The sequence below is a fragment of the Shewanella septentrionalis genome (assembly GCF_025370265.1).
GTDB lineage: Bacteria > Pseudomonadota > Gammaproteobacteria > Enterobacterales > Shewanellaceae > Shewanella > Shewanella hafniensis.
On sequence record NZ_JAMTCC010000029.1, the window covers coordinates 47,887 to 68,900 of the forward strand.

The following is a 21,014-nucleotide window of genomic DNA, read 5'->3' on the forward strand; positions in this document are numbered from 1 at the left end:
GGGATACGGTATAAATCTTTCAATCGATCTGTTAATTAATGCCTTACTGACTCAATTGCATAGGAAATAACACCCGTTATCTTGGGGTTGCCGAAGTATCAAGCAGTTGTCCAAGATACAAACTCAATAATCCATGCAGGGATTGGATATCGGCTTGGGTGATTTGCTGAATTTTATCGAGGCGATATCTAAGTGTGTTGCGGTGTATAAACAGCGCATTCGCACATTGCTGCGCATCACCAAAGTGGGTGATATAGGCGGCTAAGGTTTTGCGTAACTGGCCGTTTTTATCGGCTTTGGCGAGTTGCTGATAGGGTGACGCTAGTGCCTGACCACGCCAGTCATGTTTAAGTCCCGCAAGTAGTACTTGCAGGGAATAATCTTCGAACAGGTATTTATTACCCTCTGCATTGCGCTGTTTACCTAGGGCTAAGGTTTCTTGTGCGGTTTGATAGGAGCGCGCAATACCGCCTTTTTCGGGAAAAAAGTGGCCCAAGGCAATTTTAAAGTTTAAATCCATTTGGGCGGGTAAGCGTTGTAACAGCTTGTCGATACGCTGATTTTCAAGCTCAGGATCCCATTGTTTACCATCTAAAAAAGCGGGCTTTAGGATAACCAATTGCGACATTGAGGTCATGGCAATCAAGTTGCCACGGTCAGGGTATTGCAATAGATGCAGCACTTGCTTGAGGGTTTCACTGACTCTGGGGCTGCGTTCATCGGCGGACTGAGCGGAAGCTTCTGCTAAGTACAAGACCGATGAGTTGGCGTCAGTCTTTAAATGTTGTTTTTGGGTGTGTTTCTCGCTGATCTCAATAATGGCCGCGACCCGTGGCAGGCTGATATTAATTTCTAACTGTTTTGCCCAGCGATGCAACTGCTCATCATCGTCGGTTTCAGCTTTGATCAGCTGCAAAATAAACTCTTCGCGCTGGCGATTCTCCCACTGCAATTTATCCTGCAGGTTGGCTTGTTCGACAATCATTTCGGCGGTCATTTTGAGTAATTCACCGTAATGGGTAAGTTCACTTGGATCGCCAGTAATGCCGACAACACCTATGATTTGTCCTTGATAATGCAAGGGTAAATTGATGCCAGGTTTAACGCCATGTAACCCAGAGGCCACTTCTTGGCTTATCTCCACATTGCGATTTTGGGCAATTGCCAGCAGCGCGCCTTCGTGGGTTGAACCAATACGTTTAGGATCGCCTGAGCCTAAAATCACTCCTTGGCCGTTCATCACATTGATATTGTGGCCAATGATTTTCATTGTGCGACTCACAATCTGTTTAGCGATGGCAGAATCAAGCAGATACATATAAGTGCCTAGAGTGGTTGAAGGTTTAACAGGGATGCAATACGCATTCTTAATCTGGGTAGCATATCGCGTTCAAACTCAGGATGCTGCTTAAGCCAGAGATTATTGCGTGGGCTCGGGTGCGGTAAGACAAAATATTTAGGCCAATATTGCTGCCACTGCGCGCACGCTTGGGTCACTGTGATGGGTTTCAGTTTGGGGATGGTTTTTGCTTTGGCGCTGGACGATACATTTATGTGGGTTGTTTGAGGCTCAGTGAGCGGCGAAGTGAGGTTTATGGCCACGGACGATTCACGCGGTAGATGATAATCGATGGCATATTGGCCGAGGATCACGATTAGCTCAATTTGTGGCATTAACGCAAGTAAGGCTTGATGCCAAGTGGCGGCGCATTCGGGGCGCGGTGGTTTATCACCCTGCTTTTTACCGTTTTTTTCGATACTGCCCGGAAAACAAAATCCCATAGGGACAATGGCAAAAAGGGCAGGGTCGTAAAATTGCTCACGGGTGACATTCAACCAAGTACGCAGCCGTTCACCGCTGGCATCGTCAAATGGGATGCCTTTATGGTGCGTTTTCACGCCCGGAGCTTGGCCGGCAATCAAAATCCGCGCTTGGCTACTGGCCTGCAATATCGGTTTGGGCGCTAAGGGCAAATCAGCCTGACATAAAGTACAGGCGTTAATTTTTGTCAGCAGCGCTGTCATTGATGCAGAACTGGGCGGCGATACCGTTTCGCTTAGCGGTGATGACGCCGGCGCGTTAGTGCAATGTGTTTTAGTCAAAATTTGTCTTAGTCAATGGTCAGTGGTCAGTCGTCAGCGCTAGTGGTCAATGGTAAATGTCATCGCTCATTCATCGTTGTTCATTAATCGTCGCTCATTCATTTTCAATCAGGATTGGAACATCATCGCCGTTTGATACAGCCAGTAGCCAAAAAGACCGTACCCTAACAATAGGCCCAAGTAGCTTAATAACTTAGGCACTCTACTTGGGCTTGAAGCCAAACAGATGTGGGTTAGCACAATGGTAAAGAAGGCTAAGGGGGCAATGACATAGCTTAAGGCTAGGATGAATAATGCCCCTAGGCTGATGATCCAATCGGCATTGCGATTGCTGGGCTTATCGATTTGGCACAGTTGTAGCGGCAATAATATCAGTCCAATCCCCACACAAATAATGCCTAAGTTCAGGGCGAAATCACTCCAACCTCTGTGATCATATATGGCTAACGCGACGGCAATCAGCGGTACGATTAATGCGCTTAATACATGGCGTTTGGCAAAGGCGGCGCTGCGATACTGACCCGCAAAAAAGAACAAACCCTGTAAAAATAAATTGATTAAGGTAAAACCGCCGAGGCCGAGAATGATAAACAGGCTGGCGGTGCCGCCCGAGGGGTCGAACGCCAAGGCGGGCAAGGGCAATAGACTCAGCCCCAGTAGGGCAGGAAGCGATGAAAACCACTTAGATTCGCAGAGGGGAGAATAAATACGCATGGGCTCAGAGGATTAACCAAAAGATTGAATTAAGATCCGCTAAAGTGAGCTAAAACTCAAGGAATAAGGTTTTTATGGGCGGACTTTTGCGCCAGAGTCTGATCTTATTCAAGATTTTTACTTTTATCAGGGCTGATGTAATGATTTTACATCTGACTTTGCATGTGACTGCCGCGGTTAAACAAAAGCCCGCAAAATGCGGGCTTTTGGATTGTCTATCGTTGAGGATTAGATCTTGTAGCTCATGCTTAACATGATCATCTGCGCTGTGTAGTCATGGCTGTTATCACCAAAACCTACGACGTTCCAGATCCCATTGACGGCGATATCATTGGCAGCGTCATTGTCCTTATAGTTCTCAATTTTATAATCGAAGCGCAGCGCCATTTTCTCGGTGGCTTGATATTGAGCATATAAGTTAATGTTGTGCACTTTGGCAAAATAATCGCCGTAGTCGCCTGTGATACCTTGTCTAACTTGGGTGTTACTGTTGGAGTCTGAATAGGTGTAATCCAGTCCCATGCGTAACTTGTTTTCAAGTAAGTTGTTGTAGCTAATGCCAGCGCCAACAACATCGACTTTATCTTCAATGAAGCCTGTCCAGGTTGGGGTGCTGTAGTTGCTGCTTCCCGCCTGTTCAGATTCAATGATTTGATAGTTATAGAAGGCGTTCGCCAGTAAATCATCGGTGATCATGTAGCTGATGTTGGCATCATAACTGGTGTCTTTTGACTCAGTTAAACCGATGACAGTATCTGTGTAGTCATCTAATGCGTAACGGGCACCGAAATCTATGGTCAGGCTTTCGATAGGCGAGTGAGTGACTCGTGCTTCCACTTGGGTTCTGTCACGGTTCGCCAGATTGTACTTACGCAACAGGCTGTTGGTTTCAGACGATGTCCATTCAGAGGCTTGATATTCAGAGCCATCACGTTGACCGTAACTGCCCTTAACCCACATATCCCAAGTCTCGAAGCTGTTGACTCTGAAACGCGCCCAAACCGTGTTCTCATCCGTGGTTTCACGGTCTTGATAATTACGTTCGTCACGTCTGAAGTCATAGCCGCCATCGAGTTTCATGCCGCGGGTAATACGATAATCCGCCGCCACTTTGAAGCGTTGGCTAGTGTTATCGTAAGGGGTGTTATAGGCCACCTTACCGTTGACATTGTTGATGCTGACTTGGGTCCACTCTTCAATCTGCGTATTGTTATCGCGGTCGTTATAGTCGTAGCTACCACTTAAGCGCAGTGAGTTGGTGACTTTGCTGACCACTTTTAAGTTCAAACCGATAAGGTCGACCTTGGCATCAAGGGCTTCAGTTGGCACTTGATAACCATAACCTGAAGTCACTAACGCTTGGTCTTGACTCATTTGTCCGGTAAGCAAGCGAGCCGATAGCACATTGGTACTGTCGTTGTATTGGCCCATTAACGATACTGTGTGTGACTGATTGTCTGGGTCTAGGGCGATAGAGCCAGAGGTTTGCGCGCCAAAGGTTGGATTAAACGCACTGTCAAAATTTAACTGGTTGTACTCGTTCTTAAAAATCGAGCCATTGTAGTTAAGTGCAGTGAACCAGTTGTCGCCTTTAAGCTTGATGCCCGCTTCAATGGAGTCAGTGGTGTAATCGACAGGCTCGGCTAACATCATAGATTGGTTGAAGAATCCACCAGATGCTTTTTTCAAGCCGGTTTTTTCTTCACGCATGTAGCTCACATGTGTGCTCCACAGCGATTCACCTTGATAATCAAAACCTAGCCCAGTGCGCTCACGTTTGAGCGACAGTTCTAAGGAGTTCAGGCTGTCCATCAGTAATGGCATTTGGCTGCTTGAACCCGCCGTCACCCAGTTGTCTGGCAGCGTTAAATTATCGCTGCCCACACCCGAGTAGGGCATTAAGGCACTGTTGCTGTTGTAAGTGGCAATCTGGCGATAGTTCACATTGACATTGTACTGACCTTGTTTGCCGGCATTCACCTCTAAGCGGCCGCCATCCATGCCCAGTTGATAGGCTTCAACGCTGGCACGATAGCCTTTTTCACCGCGAAAGGTGACATCAGCATCCAATTTCCCTGCGACTTCGTTTGACGTCCCAAAGGCATTCGCCGAGCGAATGTCCTCTTCACTGTTATAACCTACGCCGACACCCACAGTGCCCGATGTGCCCGTTTCAACGACGCAGCCTTTACAGCTCCATGCGGACATTTTGACTTTTTCGGTATTGGCATTGGCTAAGCCATACCCATCGGCCGCTATCGCAAAACCTGTGTTTGCCAGTAACGCAAGAGTGATCAAATTGAGTTTAAATTTCATTTTCTCGTCTCCTTAGCGCTGTAATAGCTTGCCAGATGGATGGTTTGAACCATGAACCTGACTGTGGCAATTTAAACAGCTTCTTCCACCCGTGAAGGCATTGTCACCGACGTTTGAACCTAAACCAGTGTTACCTAAGTAAGCATTGCTGGCATGGCCATCGCTGGCGTGACATTGCTGACACAGCTGCGGTGCGCGGGTTTTCAACATGGCATCATTCACGCTGCCGTGAGGATTGTGGCAAGTGACACAGTTCTCAGTGACGGGTGCATGTTCCCACAGTTTGGGGCCGCGTTTTTCGGCGTGGCAGGAGTAACAGGTTTCGTTAATGCTCGGCTTGTTCAGATCGGAATCTGTCATGCTCCCATGGGGATTATGACAATCGCTACAGGTCATTTGAGCCCATTTTAATGGGTGGCTTGAGCGTTTGTTCATGTCTGCTTTTTGCTTAGTGTGGCAGCTAGTACAGACTTCCATTTCAGTGTTTTTTGATAACACAGGATCTTTTGCCACATGCACTTGGTGGCAAGAGGCACAAGCGACATCGGCATTGTCATGGTGACTGCCGTTCCAAGACACACGTTTATCATCTTGGTGACAACTCATACAGACGCTGTTTTGTTTTTCAGCACTTAAGGTCGATTGCTTACCGAAAGTGATCATCGGCTCGTTGCCGCCTTTATTGTGTTGACCTAAAGGACCATGACAGGCTTCACATTGCAGGCCAGCCATTGGGCTTTTTGATGAATCAATGGCGCCGTGGACTCCTTTGAACAGGTCCATCACTTTTTCAGATTTTTTATGGCACATCAAACAAGAATCGGCACCTTTAGGGGAGTAGTTGCCTTCGGCAAACTTCTTATCTAAGGTGGCTTCGACTTGCTCTGGCGTCATTTTCGCATCCCACTTCGACGCATAAGCGTTTGGTGCAATGCATAAAGACATGACTGCTGACATTGCCATGGTGATGACAAGTGCCGGCAGTAGGTTTTTCATTTTTAGGCTGTTCTTCATAATAGGCTTCCCAATTTGTCCCAACAAAATTCAAGAAAGGGGGAGCGAACTCCCCCTGCTTGGGCAAATTACATTTTCACCTGAGTGTGATCTGTTGGTGTGGGTTTGTGACAGTAGAAACAGGTTTCTGACTGCGCCGCTTGGTTAGCTTGAACATAATCACCGTTCACAATCGCGCCCATGTTTTCTAAGCCGTGGCCAATGGATTCTGGCGCGTGGCATGAAGTACAAGTGGCTGTGATTGGCGTGGTGTATTTACCTGCTGATGTTGCCAGCGCGCCTTTCACTTTGAATGCATCTAGGTTGAAATCGTTGTGACATTGGGTACATTCTTTGATGACACCTTGCTCGCCGTGGATCACGTGCAGTTTCATCTCGAATGCGCCTTTGTTAGCACCAGAAGCATAAGTACCATCAGGTGTATGACACGCGACACAACCATCAACACCGACGATCGCTTTACCGTTCGCATCTTTTGCGTGTGATACTTGCTCTGTCATCACAAAACCTGAATGGTGGCCTTTGTGGATTTCAAAGGTATCGCTGTGACAGCCTTGACAGGTGCTGAAGTTAACTGAGTTAACATGGCGCATGCTTGGGGCGTTGCCTGATTTAGTACCAAAGGCGAGCTCTGCTTTCATACTGGTGGTTGCGCTATCAACGGTACATGCCGTTAAGCTAGTACCTGTGCTACACATTTCCAGACCGATAAAAGTAAAGGCCGTATCTGTATCGCCAGCACCGAAAGGCAGGGCAGGTGTAGTGAATACCAGTTTACCGTCAACTAAGGTCACGCCATCTTGCAGTGCGCCATCTTTGACTAAGTCTTTAGCAATTTTCGCAGCACCACTACCAGGGCTCTTGTTGTAACCCATAATTGGGAAGTTAGGGCCAACGTTAGTGACAGTTTCTAAACGTTTAATCTTGTCTTGAACCGTTGCCGCATCAATCGCGTTACCGTCTTTGTCTAAGATAGAGACAGTTAATACCGCAGTATCATCAGTTTGACCCACGAGAGTCGCTTGCATACCTAACTGAGCGATAACGGCTTTCTTGTCAGCAGTCTTGCCTGTGTGTAGCTCGGCAGTCCAGTTGCTGTTATGACAAGCGATACAGTTAGAGTTATCTAGCTGTTGTGAATGGCCTTTACCTGCGGCGAAGTCCACTGTGCTATGACAGCTTCCACAGGTAGCGGCAGTTGGAATACGTGACCAATTACCCCAATCTGGCGTGGCATCGTTTGCAGCATGACAGCTTTGGCAGCTTTCCAATGAACCTAAAGTCAGGTCTTTGTGTTTAGCGTGAACGAGAACATTGAACTCTTTACCTACGCCAACTTTGCCAGCTGTGTGGCAAGTTGCACAGTAGTTAACATCTGAGTACGCGCCGCCGTGTTTCACATTGGCTAAATCTTGGTGACAGGTATTACAGCTTTCAGTGGCAACAATTTTGCGGCTGTATGTCGGTGCAGCGCCTGTATCGGCCGTAAAGTCGACAAAGGCGTTACTGTTAGGGACTTGAGTACCATCGGGTAACGGCGTGTTATAAGCGCGGATTAACACCCGTTGAGCTAACTGATCGTTGTAGGTGATTTTAGCGTTAGCGGTCAGGTTCATGTTGAAGGTATAGCTGTAGTGACCGTTTTTCTGGTCAACAAAAGTCCCTGGGCATGTTGCTGCCACATCACAGGTTTCATCACCAAAGTATTGCCATTGCGAGGCATTACCGGCACCTGTGGCCCCTTGTGGGATCAACTGTGCTGCGGCGAAGCGCATTTTTTGGAGACCAACGACGGGTAAATCATCTTCGTTAGTGACGGTAAACTCAACACTCGGTACACCGTTAGTGATGACAGATTTATCAAACGTGAAATTAAGGGTTTGAATCGCTGGAGCAGGTTCGCCACCAGGTTCACCGGGATTACCATCATTACCATCGCTGCCACCACAGCCCGTTAAGGCCATAGTGACTGCACTTGCTGCTAACAGCAGTGCGATTTTAGTTGTTTGTGCGTTCATCATTTTTTTCCCTGCATAGGTTTGGCATTGCTTAAACGCTGTGTTCTAGAGCCAACAGATTCTATGTCTGTGTTTTTGGTCACTAGAAGCGACTTAAGTGGATGCTGGAAATAGAATTCCCCAAGGAAAGGCTAACCTAACATGACCTTAAAATCTCCAAGGCCTTTGCTAATGTGTGACTTGGATCTTTCTATTTCTAAAGAGGTATTTAAAGCGAGAGGTAAAAACGATTTCAGATCAAAAAAACAGCGGATTTTTAAATGGCAAGAATATAAAGAGAGAGGTAAAAACCTCTCTCTTTAGTAACGATAAAACATTGCTCTGAATGAGAGCGTTATATCTGCTTAATTACCGTGAACTTTACTTAATTGAGCTGGGGTATGACAAGTTGCACAGCTTTCTGATGCACGAGTTTGCACATCGGCTGCACTGCTGCCATTTAAAATACCACCGTTAGTCTCAATGTGAGATTTTGTCGCATCAGTCAGATATTTTTGGTGACAGCTTAAACATGCGCCTGCATCTGAAGATACCCAAATATCGGCACCGTTATTATTGATATCACCGTAGCGCCATGTGCGATCAGGCTGACGTCCTAAGGTAATACCTGTAATGACGTTTGCTTTATCAACTGTATGGCATGTCGCACAATCGGTTTTTAGCACAGTGCCTGATTGTACACCCGCATATTTCAGGTAATGGCCTTCACGTTCGTGAGCTTTCCACGCAAAGCTAGTTGGGATCTTACCGCCAGGATAGTTGGCATCATTTTTCAAGGTTTTATCCGAAGTATGACAAGTTTGGCAATTTACACCGTTGTCATAGTGGTGGATTTCTTGATTGTGACAACCTTGACACTTAGTTGCATCAATAATGTCGCGACGTGTCGCTGCCTTGGCAGTGTTGTCCACTCCCGTATCTTTCCAAACGAAATGATATGGGGCTTGTTTAACCGCGACTTTACTTACACTGTCAGCAGAGCAATCTGTCATCGCTACGTCAGCAACGCCATAACCGCCATTGTTGAAGCACACTTCTAATGTTGACCACAGCTCGAATGTTTTACCATTTGCATTAGCGGGTAAACTGAACTTAGTGCCTGTTAATGAGTAGGTTTTATTCGCTTCATTATAGGTACCTTCACTTAAAGCGATACGACGATTGCTATAAGAGGCATCAGCATAGCTTGGGTAATCTTTATCAGAATCCCATGCTACGACAACGCGTGAGCTTTGATTTACGAAGGCTTTATCAATGGCATTGCCATCTTTGTCAACAACTTGGACATCAAAAGTGATTTTGCCCGTGTCATTCACGCCGACATTAGTGAACTTAATGCCCATGGCTTTAGTTTCTGTGTAAGCTTTCAGCACATCACCATGACGTTTAGCTGCACTACCTGTGCCATTGTATGGTTCAGTTGCATTATGACAAGCGACACAATCACTGCTGCTGTGGTGAGCAGACGGTTTTTCTGTGTGGCAACCAATACAGGCTTGATTGCTTAAGTCGGCTTTAAATAAATCGGCATTAGCTGGTGCACCCGCTCCTTCAACGTGACAGGCTGCGCAATCCGCTGCAGGTTTTAATGGGAAACCGACCTTGCCGTAGTCAATCACTTTACCGCCATAACCGACAATCTTGTAAGGTGCTGGTACTTCAGCGCCTGTCTCATCAAAGGTATGACGTTCGCCACCTTTGTGGATAGCATGGATCATGTATGTAAATTCAATGCTATTACCTGACTCAGGATCGCCAGAAGTTGCCGTATGACAAGATGCACAGTTCTCAATATCAACTCTACGGCCACCGTGTAACTCTAAACTTTCTGGTTGGTGACAGGTATAACAGGCTGTTATTGAAACAACGTTGCGTGTTTGAATACCTTCAGTTTTGCCTGTAGAAGGCTGCCAATCAAAATGGGCGTTGGCAGCAAGCTGTGGTAATTCAAGTTCTAATGTTGCCCGTTGAGTCGCTTCAGCACTGTAAGTAATCGCTAATGGTTCAGTGACATTGGCGATATTGGCTTGATAGGTATAGCTGTAGTTACCATCACCATGGTCCACTAAACAGGTATCACACTTAGCAGCGGCTTCAACGTTGGCTTGATATTGAGCTGATGGATTGAGGTTATCCACGCCAGAAGGCACTGTGCCAGGCTCTTTTTTGGCATTGATATAAGCTTGCCATTGGTAACCGCGGTCAGCGGGTTTGGCTGGATCCTCAGTTGCTACAGTAACGTGGCTAAGCTGTGCAATACCAAAACGTATGTCGTGATCTTTATTTAAGCCTAGTACTGCTACGCCATTCGCATTTTCTAATGTGAAATCGACTGTAACCTTACCTGCATCGATAGTGGCATTAGTGAAACTTGCTTTCAGTGTAGGCGTTGTATCGATATTGACACCAACAACACCCGGTTTACCGTCTTCACCATCTTTACCGTCACTACCACCGCAACCGGCGAGTAGTAGAGAGAGTAAACCGGCACCCAACATCGCTTTTGTTGCGGCATTGAAATTGAACCGTTTCATCATGATATTTCCCTGCAATAGTTGTAATCATCATCAAATGCTTGGTAGATAAGAATAAATCTCATTACCCGCATAGGATGTGTGGAATTAGTTTTCCATCTGTAAGGCTAACTAAGTCACTGGTATTAATCAGTCACTTTAGGTGGGTAATGTGACTGAGATCTGACTATTTCTTTAGGAGTAGATGACTGCATAGTATGAGTTCCTTTTATATCTGCAGTTGCTGGCCTTTTTAGGCCAGCATCATAGGTTTAGTTTATGGGATGCACTTTTAACACGTCCGCGACTCCGCCTTGTCCATGACAGAAAGCACAGGTTTCAGTTCCTGCAGCTGCATCGGCTTTTGTGCCTGCAAAAACAGCACCTTGCTGAGTCATGTGGTTATGAGTGCTGGTATCTGAATGGCAGTTGCTACACACAGCGGCAATCGGGCTGGTAAAAGTGCTGTTATCGAGGGCAAGGGGTTGTACCGCTGAATTTAAGGGAAGGGCGACGGTAGATATCCCCGCGGTATCGTTAACATGACATTGGGCACAGTTACCGATTTTCCCTGGATAGTTTAGGTTTTCAAAACCTGCGAATTGGCTGGTGTGAATACCGTGGATCAGCTGCTTAAAGTCAAATGACGTGGTGGAAGGATTTGCCGCCGTCGCATCAGCGAGCATATTGGCGTTATGACATAGCTGACATTGACCACCGAGATCGTTGCGTGAGCCATGGATATTAAGCTTTTGATCACCATGGCAATTACCGCAGCTTGTATTACTAACAACAGTGCGACGACCCGTACTGCTTAATGCTGCCGTATCAAAATAACTGTGGCTGGCTTTAATCACTAACACTTCCGCCAGTTCAGTGGTGCAATCAACGAGTACTTTGTCTTTGGCGCAGACTCGGCCTTGAATCGCGAGTCCGCCATGATCCGATTCAGTGCCTGCAGGCACAGTAAGACCCGAAATTGTATAGGTATAAATGCCATTTGAGCCTGATAAGGGTGTGGATTCCGGCAGTTTAATCGAGCGGGCAGAGCGGGTCGCATAATCAAAACTGGTTCCCCAGTTGGCATATACCCTTAAATCATTGATGAATTTTAACTTATCGGCACTGTCGCTGTAGACGCTACCAGTGGTTGGGTTCATCAATTTAACCGCGACGGTGACTGTACCATTGGCATCCATACTGGCGCTGGTAATGCTTGGGCTAAATTGCATCAGTGCCGCAGTTTTGTCTTCATCACTGTGAACGCTTACGGTCCAGTCTGCATTATGGCACGCCACGCAGTTACTGTTATCGGCCTGCGCTGGGTGTCCTTCGCCTGCGGGAAAATTAATTTGTGTATGACAGGCGCCGCAGGCTTGCATGGTTGGGACTCTGTGCCAATTTTGCTGCTCAGCTAACTCAGCCTTATCGACATGACAGGTTTGGCAGTCACTGATGGGTTGCGGGAAACCGGTTAGATGTTTGCTGTGGATCATTTGCGGGAAAATATCCGCGGGGTTACTGACTTTTTTGCTGTTATGGCAAGTGACGCAGGTTTCGATTTGATTATATTTACTGCCATGGAAAGCAAGATTGCTGTGGCAACTATTACAGGTTTCTACTGTGACTAAGTTGCGGGTGTAAGCGACATTATCCCCAGAAGATTGCCAGTCATAATGTTGATTGGTAATAGGTAAGGGGGTGTTATCAGCAAGCTTATCGCCGCCGATTTTGACCACCATTCTTTGGGTCGCTTCGGGCATAAACGTCACCCCATTCATGCCATTAAACGGTGCGCTGAAGGTGTAGCTGTAGTGACCGTTTTTATGGTCTGTGAGACTGCCAGGACAAGTTGCCGCGCAGGTTTCGGCGGTAAAATGCTGCCATTCACTGCTATTACCCGCACCCGTATAACCTTGCGGCAGAAGCTGCGCCGCAATAAACGTCGCCGATGGGACACCAATCACGGCTTCATCATCTTGATTGCTCACTTGAAAATCCACTTGAGCAATACCATCTGCCATCTCAACTTTATCGACCGTGACCTTTAGGCTAGTGATGGTTAACGCGGGCGGTTTTGCGGGTTCGCCTGGATTACCATCTTGGCCGTTATCACCGCCACAGGCGCTTAATAGCGAGACTAAGACCAGCGTCAGACTGAATTTCGAGCTCATTTTTGCAAACTTGTTCATATTTCTATCCTTGGAATGCGCTGTCAGTGCCTAAGTTACATTTGGTAGCTTAAGGTCAAGCCTAAATAGTGAGCGTTGTAGTCGTGGCTCATATCCCCAAAGCTGAGTACGTTGGGAATCGTGTCCCAATATGTGCCTTGGTTTTGCCAGTTAGCATCTTGATACTTCTCGAATAACCAATCGACGCGTAGCGACATACTGTCGGCAAACTTATATTTGGCGTAGGCATTAATATTGTGTTTGCGGGCATAAAAATCGCCATAGGGACTGGTGATGCCGTAGACGACCTCGGTATCACTCTGTCCATCGGAATAGCTGTAGTCCAAGCCAATGTCGAGGTGATTATCGAACAGGTTTTGATAACTAAAACCTGCACCAATTAAAGTCGATTTTTCCTCGGCAGTGCTGTACCAATCGGGCGTTAAAAAGTGGTTGCTGCCTGCTTGATCTGAGTCGCGCCAATCTTGGTTAACAAAGGCACTGAAATGAAGATCGTCACTCAGCGCATATTGGGCCGATACGTCATAACCTAGGTAGGACACTTGAGTAAGACCCACTTGGGTGTGGTGATAATCGTCATCGACACTGTGCAAGCTGGCGCCCAGCGAGAGGCCGATATCAGTTTGATAATCAGTGTGTAAGGTGACTTTTTGCCTTTTTCTGTCGGCAAGGTAGGATTTACGCAGCCAAGGGTTACTTTGGCTTTGAGTGGTTGTGACTGGATCGTATTCACTGCCATCGCGCTCTAGTGCTTCTCCTTTTAACCATGCTGACCAAGCAGGGGAATAGCGATAGCTCAGTTTGGCAAACACGCCGGACTCATCGACGGATTGGCGGTCGAGTTCAGTGTAATCGTTTTCGTTACGGCTGTAGCCTGCTTCTGCATAGGCGGCTGAAGTAAAACGATATTTGCCTTTAAGTTCGAGTTTTTTGGTTCGCTTATCATAAAGGCTATTTTGAGCAGTGCCTTGGTTAATACTGTCGGTGATGATTTGTGGGAAGGCTAATTTGGCCGTTTTGTTATCTCTGTCTTGATAGTTGTAGCTTGCCTGTACACTTAAATCTTGGGTGATCCGGCCCGAATATTTAAGGATCATTTCAATAATATCCACTTGGCCATCTAAGGTATCCGCAGGCAGGACCGGTGACGGGCCATTGATGGTGGCTGGAATAAAAGTGTCATCTTGGGTCATACGGCTAAAGCCTGCGTGCATTAGCACATTCTGACCATTCGCTCCCCCAGAGGCTTCTGCGGCAACGCGATAGGCTTTACTGTCGGGGTCGGCCGCATTTTGACCTAAGTATGCCGCGCCAAAGGTGGGCGTGTAGGCGGATTGCCATTGCATGGCTTGGTGATCATTTTTATATTGGCTGACTTGGCTATTGATGCCAGCTTGCCAGCCAGTGCCATTAAAATAGACTCTGGCATCGATTTCATCGGTACTGTCATCAATCGGTTGGGCGAGCATGACACTATTGGTGAGTATATTGGCGCTGGTCTTTTTGGCGCCGCTGCGGTCTTCATGTTGATAGTTTAATGATGCTTTGTAGTGACTGGCATTGTCGCTTTCGGGTGATATTTTTCCGGCATAGTAACCACCGATCATAAAGCGATCACGTTGAATACTTAAATCTTGGCCAACAAGGCTGCTCTGTAGCAGAGGCATAGATTGTGTTGTGCCACCTGTTATCCAGTTATCGGGCAACAACATCTTATCTTGCGATGAGGTATAAGGGCTTTTGAGTTGATTATGGTTATAGTTAGCTAAGCCTCTATAACCTAAGTTGATTTGATAGTTCCCTGGCCTTCCTGTTGTGAGCTTGGCTGAGCCCGCATCAAAACCTAACTTATCCGCGACCAACTGAGTTTGATAACCCGACTGTGTTTTGTACACCATATCCGCACCGACGGCGGCAACGAACCCATCGTTATCTGTCCCAGTGCGGTTACCGAAACGGCTGTCCTCGCCATCGTTGTATGCGAGGGTGGCTCTGACATCACCACTATGCCCTGTCTTAGGTTGGCATAGTTTGCAGCTCCATGCCTCTGTCTTAATGCCACTTCGATTCGCCTGTTTTAGCTCATAACCTTCGGCATGTGCTTGAGTCAAAACACTGCTTATCGCCCATGCGAGTAAAGTGAGGGAGAAACAAGCACTAGGGTGAGACAATTTAGCTGTTGGCATGATCATTCCCTTGTTATCTCTGTAGCAATTTGCCAGAAGGATGGTTAGAACCATGCACTTGCCCGTGGCAATTCATACAGGAGTTACCTGAAGTGAAGGCATTGGTTTGATTGCCAAAGTAGGCATTACTGCTATGACCATCCGAGGCGTGGCATTGTTGACAAAGCTGCGGCGGCTTACTGATCAGCATGGCTTCGTTCACGCTGCCATGGGGATTGTGGCAATTAGCACAATTGTCGGTGACGGGGGCATGTTCCCACAGTTTAGGGCCGCGTTTTTCAGCGTGGCAGCTATAGCAATTTTCGTTGACGCTCATTTGCTTCAAGCTTGAATCGTTCAAACTGCCGTGGGGATTATGGCAGTCACTGCACACCATCTGTTGCCACTGTAATGGATGGGCTGAGCGTTTGTGCATATCAGCTTTTTGTTGGGTATGGCACTGGGTACAAATGGCGACTTCATTGGCTTTATCGCTGATAGGATCCTTGGCGGTATGAACTTGATGGCAACTTGCGCAGGCAACATCGGCGTTATCGTGGTGATTGCCTTTCCACGCAATACGTTGACTGTCATTGTGGCAGTTCATACAAACACTGTTTTGCTTTTGCGCGGGAACAGGAGAATTTGCACCAAAGGTGATCATTGGCTCTTTGCCACCTTTGTTATGATTCCCTAACGGACCGTGGCAGGCTTCACACTGCAAATCGGCCATGGGAGAATCTTTCACATTGGGGTTGCCATGACCCCCATCAAATATCGCCATGACCACGGCACTTTTTTTGTGACACATCAGGCAAGTGTCAGCCCCTTTGGCGGAATACTTACCTTCGGCGAATTTTTTGTCTAATGTCGCGACGACTTCCTCTGGTTTTTTGTCATCCCAAGGTGTCGCCGAGGCCGAAATACTCACGATTGATAACAAAATACATAGCATAGCCTTAGCTATGTTTTTGAACTTTAGCCCTATTTCCATGTTCATCTTTTCCCGGTGCATTTATATTTGTTATTTTGACGCTTTCGACATTACTAATTTAGCTTATTAAAGCTGGTTAATATTAGAACAAATGTGTGACAGGTGCTTAACATTCCTTGGTCTTTTCACTGTAAAGAGGGATGATTTTACTGGTGATATAGAGGAAGCGTGACCTTGATCACGTTTGCTTCGGTAGGGGATTTGTTCACAGCTTTTTGACTTCTGTCGATCGCATAACTGTCTTGGGCACTTGGGCGTGAATTTTTATTTTCAGTTGGCCGTTTATTCATTGGTATTTTTGTCACATAATACCCAACACAATTGAAAACTATTATCGTTACCAGTCAAAAATCTTGATCTAGGTAAAGTTATTAGGGTCATAGCTCAGTTACAATGGGCGCAGTTTTTCGAGCTGAACCTGTTGCAAGGTGGAATACGTAATGAAGTTAAGCGAACTCAGTCCCGGTGATCGCGGTATTATTTCTGAAGTGGGGCGTTTAGTGTTACCACAAACCGTGAAGCGTAAGTTGTTATCCATGGGGATCACGCCGAATACGCGTTTTTCATTGATCCGATACGCACCTATGGGCTCTGGTCTCGAACTGGATATTCGTGGTAGTAAACTTTGTATGCGCAGAGATTTGGCAGACATCATTGAGGTGGAAAAGGCGAATGACTAAGCAGTTTCATTGCGTCACAGTCGGTAACCCGAATGCGGGTAAATCGACGCTCTTTAACGCGCTAACCGGCGCGAATCAACAAGTCGGTAACTGGTCTGGTGTGACGGTCGAGAAAAAGACTGGTCATTTCACCTTAAACGGTGCCGATGTCTATCTGACCGATTTACCGGGTATTTACGATCTTCTGCCTGCGGGCAATAGTTGCGATTGTTCACTCGATGAGCAAATTGCGCAGCAATATCTCGCCGAGCAACGTGTCGACGGCATTATCAATTTAGTCGATGCCACTAACATCGAACGTCATTTATATCTCACCGCCCAATTGCGTGAACTCGCGATCCCTATGGTGGTCGTGCTGAATAAAATTGATTCTGCAGTTAAACGCGGTATCAAAGTCGATTTAAAGAAAATGAGCAAAGAGTTGGGCTGCCCTGTGATTGGTGTGTGCTCACGCGATCCTGCCGATGTAGAAAAAGTGCAAGCGCAGGTACTCGATTTACTGCAAGGCCGAGTCTCTGAAGCACCATTAGTGCTGCATTACGATGAACAAATTGAAGCGGGCGTGCAGTTACTTTGCAGCAAAGACACGCAATTAAGCCGTGGCCGTGCTTTGGCTATGTTAGGCAATGGTTCAGGTTGTGGCAGTTGCCAAAATGCTGAGTTGCAGGATGAAGTGAATACCTGTACCCAGATTATCTCTTCGCAAGGCCATGATATTGAAGTGATGGTGGCTACCACGCGCTTTAATTTCGTTGAGAAAGTGTTTCAAGGTTCAGTGAAAGAGTCGGGATTCCTCACTCTCAGTGATAAATTAGATAAACTTATATTGCATCCCGTGCTTGGCATTCCTGTGTTCTTGTTCGTGATGTATTTGATGTTTATGTTCAGCATCAATATTGGCAGCGCTTTTATCGATTTCTTCGATGTGTTTGCGGGCGCGCTGTTTGTCGATCACTTTGGTGCATTCTTGACGAACATGGGCTCTCCGGCTTGGTTGGTCACTATTCTCGCTGGTGGTGTTGGCCAAGGTATTCAAACCGTGACCACGTTTATTCCGGTGATCGCTGCTTTATTCCTCGGTTTGTCAGTCCTTGAAAGCTCTGGCTACATGGCCCGCGCTGCATTTGTAGTTGATGGGTTAATGCGCCGTATCGGTCTGCCCGGTAAAGCTTTCGTGCCTATGATTGTCGGCTTTGGTTGTTCTGTGCCGGCGATTATGGCGACGCGCACCTTAGGCAGTGAACGTGAGCGTATTGTCACGGGTATGATGGCGCCATTTATGTCTTGCGGTGCACGTTTGCCAGTGTATGCGTTATTTGCCGCGGCTTTCTTTCCCGATTCTGGACAGAATTTAGTCTTCTTGCTTTACGTTATTGGTATCTTTGCCGCTATCGGTACGGGTTTATTACTCAGAAGCACCCTGTTGCCCGGCACCAGCAGTGCTGTGGTGATGGAACTGCCAAGCTATGAGATGCCAAAATTTAAAGCTGTTATGGTCCGCACAGGCAAACGCACTAAGAGCTTTATTTTAGGTGCGGGTAAAACCATTGTGCTGGTGGTGACGTTATTAAACTTTATCAATGCTATTGGTGTTGATGGCACCTTCGGCCATGAAGATAGCCAAGCATCTTTGCTGAGTGTTGCGAGCCAAAAAATCACGCCCATCTTCTCACCTATGGGTATAGAGCAGGATAACTGGCCAGCAACGGTTGGTATTATCACAGGTATTTTTGCCAAAGAAGCCGTGGTCGGTACCTTAAACAGCTTGTACAGCACTGCAGCGCCCGCTGATGAAGAGCTGACACCCTTGAGTGAAAGCTTTAATGCGGCTCTGGCGACGATTCCTGCAAACTTGTTTGGAATTGATCTGGAAGATCCGCTAAAACTGTCGGTTGGTGATTTGACCAATAAAGAAGCGATAGCGGAAGAGCAAGGTGTGGCAACATCGACCTTCGGTGCCCTGCAAGCTGGTTTCAGTGGTAAAATTGCGGCGTTCTCTTACTTGCTGTTTATCTTGCTGTATACCCCTTGTGTTGCGGCGATGGGCGCTCTAGTGCATGAGTTTGGCTCTCGTTGGGCGACGTTTGCGGCTACGTGGACTTTCTCACTGGCCTATGGCTCAGCGACTGTGGTCTATCAAGCGGCAACCTTTACACAGCATCCTGTGCAATCGAGTCTGTGGATTGGTTTCTTCCTGTTTGCGTTAGTGGCCTTTTATCAATGGCTGAAACGTAAGGGCAGAAGAACCCAGCAGATCATTCCAGGGATCCGCATCATCACAGAGTAAGATTTACTGAGTCAGTATGACTGAGTAATAAATGTCAGCTTAGTTAGGTCAAAGATAAAAGCAGCTTTCATGGCTGCTTTTATTGTTTTACTATCGCGGTTATAACCCAGCCGGTCAAAAACCATAGTTTTTAGCACTAGGCATTGTAACTAGTAGTGATCTGTAGGATCATGCTGGTTTTCTTAAAATTGCCATTGTTCGCAAAGAGGAATTCCATGAGTCATGTGGACACTGAAGTACGTCCGAGTAACTTTATTCGTAATATCATAGATGAAGATTTACAAAGCGGTAAGCACACGAGTGTACAGACTCGTTTCCCGCCGGAACCGAATGGCTATCTTCATATTGGTCATGCTAAATCTATCTGCTTAAATTTTGGGATAGCGCGAGACTATAACGGTCTGTGTAATTTACGTTTTGACGATACTAATCCCGAAAAAGAAGACATTGATTATGTTAATTCTATTCAGGCGGATGTGCGTTGGCTTGGATTCCAGTGGGATGGCGATGTACGCTATTCATCAAACTATTTTGATCAGTTACATCAATATGCAGTTGAACTGATCAATAAAGGTTTGGCTTATGTGTGTTTCTTGAATGCTGATGAAACTCGCGAATACCGTGGCACGTTAAAAGAGCCAGGTAAAAACAGTCCTTTCCGCGACACATCAGTCGAAGAGAATCTTGCCTTATTCGCTAAGATGCGCGACGGTGGTTTTAAAGAAGGTGAGTGTGCGCTGCGTGCCAAAATTGATATGGCGTCGCCATTCATGTGTATGCGCGATCCTATCATCTACCGTATTCGTTTTGCCCATCACCACCAAACGGGTGACAAGTGGTGCATTTACCCAATGTACGACTTTACCCACTGTATTTCTGATGCGTTAGAACATATTACCCATTCTTTATGTACTTTAGAGTTCCAAGACAACCGTCGTTTATACGACTGGGTGTTGGATAATTTGAATGATTTTCAAGCGCCGAATCGTACTCGTCAATACGAGTTTTCACGCTTAAATCTTGAATATACCTTGATGTCTAAGCGCAAGCTAAACGACCTTGTGACCCGTAAACTCGTGTCAGGTTGGGACGACCCACGTATGCCAACGATTGCTGGCCTGCGTCGCCGTGGTTATACGCCTGCGTCAATTCGCGAGTTCTGCCAACGTATCGGCGTGACTAAGCAAGAGAATATGATTGAAGTCGGCATGTTAGATGCGTGTATTCGTGAAGAACTGAACGAACATGCACCGCGTGCTATGGCCGTATTACGTCCATTGAAAGTCATCATCGAAAACTATGCTGAAGGTGAGCTTGAATACATTCAAGCGGCCGCTCATCCAAATGATGAGAGCATGGGGACGCGCGAATTAGCCTTTGGCCGTGAAATATTGATTGATGTGGCTGACTTTAGAGAAGAAGCCAACAAGCAATACAAACGCCTTGTGACAGGTAAGGAAGTACGTTTACGTAATGCCTATGTGATTAAAGCTGAGCGTTGTGACAAAGACAGCGAAGGCAATATCACGACGGTTTACTGCACTTATGATCCTGAAACTCTGGGTAAAAATCCTGCTGATGGACGTAAAGTCAAAGGCGTGATCCATTGGGTTGAGGCATCTACTGCTAAGCCTGCTGAGTTCCGTTTATATCAGCGTTTATTTACCGATCCTAACCCAGCAGCGGCTGAGACTGTGGACGAAGTATTAAACCCTGAATCATTAGTGGTTGTGCACGGTTTTGCTGAAGCAAGCCTAGTAAATGCACCAGCAGAAAAAGCTTATCAGTTTGAGCGTGAAGGTTATTTCTGTGCTGACAGCAAAGATTCGTCAGCGGATAATTTAGTGTTTAACTTAACTGTAGCGCTGCGTGATTCTTTCGAATGATTTGATAGAATTAGCTTGAATGAATTGGTTTGATGAAATGAGTCAAACAGTTCAACTCAACGAAGCTAAGTTGAATCAAGCTAAGTCGTTCAGACAATTAATCAGACCCAAAAAAAGAAGGCCTTTTAGGCC

14 protein-coding genes are annotated in these 21,014 nt (G+C 46.6%); 4 read left to right on the top strand and 10 right to left on the bottom strand.

Going from position 1 to position 21,014, the window contains the following annotated elements; all coding sequences use genetic code 11:
- Window positions 1–76: 76 nt before the first annotated feature.
- From NE536_RS16210 to NE536_RS16235, 6 genes are all read right to left on the bottom strand, one after another.
- Entirely contained in the window at window positions 77–1,318 is a 1,242-nt protein-coding gene (locus NE536_RS16210; RefSeq protein ID WP_261273329.1) for a sugar diacid recognition domain-containing protein, read from the bottom strand.
- 8 nt (window positions 1,319–1,326) lie between these two features.
- Window positions 1,327–2,025 carry a uracil-DNA glycosylase family protein gene (locus NE536_RS16215; protein ID WP_261273338.1) on the bottom strand — a complete coding sequence of 233 codons (699 nt, stop codon included), beginning with the start codon at window positions 2,023–2,025 and terminating at the stop codon, window positions 1,327–1,329.
- A 186-nt stretch (window positions 2,026–2,211) separates the two neighbouring features.
- On the bottom strand, window positions 2,212–2,817 hold the full coding sequence (locus NE536_RS16220) for a Sec62 family protein translocation protein (RefSeq protein ID WP_261273330.1): 606 nt from the start codon (window positions 2,815–2,817) through the stop codon (window positions 2,212–2,214).
- A gap of 228 nt (window positions 2,818–3,045) precedes the next feature.
- Window positions 3,046–5,133: an MtrB/PioB family decaheme-associated outer membrane protein gene (locus tag NE536_RS16225; protein WP_259584938.1), complete on the bottom strand. Its 2,088-nt coding sequence runs from the start codon at window positions 5,131–5,133 to the stop codon at window positions 3,046–3,048.
- Window positions 5,134–5,145: 12 nt separating this feature from the next.
- A complete protein-coding gene (gene mtrA / locus NE536_RS16230) occupies window positions 5,146–6,147 on the bottom strand; it encodes a decaheme c-type cytochrome MtrA (protein ID WP_006081107.1) in 1,002 nt (333 codons plus the stop codon).
- 68 nt (window positions 6,148–6,215) lie between these two features.
- Window positions 6,216–8,168, bottom strand: coding sequence for an OmcA/MtrC family decaheme c-type cytochrome (locus NE536_RS16235; protein WP_261273331.1), 1,953 nt, complete (start codon window positions 8,166–8,168; stop codon window positions 6,216–6,218).
- A gap of 138 nt (window positions 8,169–8,306) precedes the next feature.
- Between NE536_RS16235 and NE536_RS16240 the strand changes: the two genes are divergently transcribed.
- Window positions 8,307–8,468: a hypothetical protein gene (locus NE536_RS16240; protein ID WP_006081109.1), complete on the top strand. Its 162-nt coding sequence runs from the start codon at window positions 8,307–8,309 to the stop codon at window positions 8,466–8,468.
- A gap of 41 nt (window positions 8,469–8,509) precedes the next feature.
- Here the strand turns inward: NE536_RS16240 and NE536_RS16245 are convergent, their stop codons facing one another.
- The 4 genes from NE536_RS16245 to NE536_RS16260 all read right to left on the bottom strand — a co-directional run bounded on the left by NE536_RS16245 (window position 8,510) and on the right by NE536_RS16260 (window position 16,035).
- Window positions 8,510–10,702: an OmcA/MtrC family decaheme c-type cytochrome gene (locus NE536_RS16245; RefSeq protein WP_261273332.1), complete on the bottom strand. Its 2,193-nt coding sequence runs from the start codon at window positions 10,700–10,702 to the stop codon at window positions 8,510–8,512.
- A 248-nt stretch (window positions 10,703–10,950) separates the two neighbouring features.
- Entirely contained in the window at window positions 10,951–12,870 is a 1,920-nt protein-coding gene (locus NE536_RS16250; protein WP_261273333.1) for an OmcA/MtrC family decaheme c-type cytochrome, read from the bottom strand.
- 35 nt (window positions 12,871–12,905) lie between these two features.
- The gene (locus tag NE536_RS16255) at window positions 12,906–15,056 is read right to left on the bottom strand and encodes an MtrB/PioB family decaheme-associated outer membrane protein (RefSeq protein ID WP_261273334.1); all 2,151 of its coding nucleotides are present in this window, start codon (window positions 15,054–15,056) and stop codon (window positions 12,906–12,908) included.
- Between the two features lie 13 nt (window positions 15,057–15,069).
- On the bottom strand, window positions 15,070–16,035 hold the full coding sequence (locus NE536_RS16260; RefSeq protein ID WP_280925670.1) for a DmsE family decaheme c-type cytochrome: 966 nt from the start codon (window positions 16,033–16,035) through the stop codon (window positions 15,070–15,072).
- Window positions 16,036–16,469: 434 nt separating this feature from the next.
- On the opposite strand from NE536_RS16260, the gene NE536_RS16265 reads away from it, so the two are divergent.
- The 3 genes from NE536_RS16265 (at window position 16,470) to glnS (ending at window position 20,882) form a co-directional block, all read left to right on the top strand.
- Window positions 16,470–16,709: a FeoA family protein gene (locus NE536_RS16265; RefSeq protein ID WP_012196862.1), complete on the top strand. Its 240-nt coding sequence runs from the start codon at window positions 16,470–16,472 to the stop codon at window positions 16,707–16,709.
- Window positions 16,702–18,996: a Fe(2+) transporter permease subunit FeoB gene (gene feoB / locus NE536_RS16270; RefSeq protein WP_261273335.1), complete on the top strand. Its 2,295-nt coding sequence runs from the start codon at window positions 16,702–16,704 to the stop codon at window positions 18,994–18,996. Before NE536_RS16265 ends, feoB begins: the two co-directional genes overlap by 8 nt.
- 215 nt (window positions 18,997–19,211) lie before the next feature.
- Window positions 19,212–20,882: a glutamine--tRNA ligase gene (gene glnS, locus NE536_RS16275; RefSeq protein WP_261273336.1), complete on the top strand. Its 1,671-nt coding sequence runs from the start codon at window positions 19,212–19,214 to the stop codon at window positions 20,880–20,882.
- Window positions 20,883–21,014: the final 132 nt, after the last annotated feature.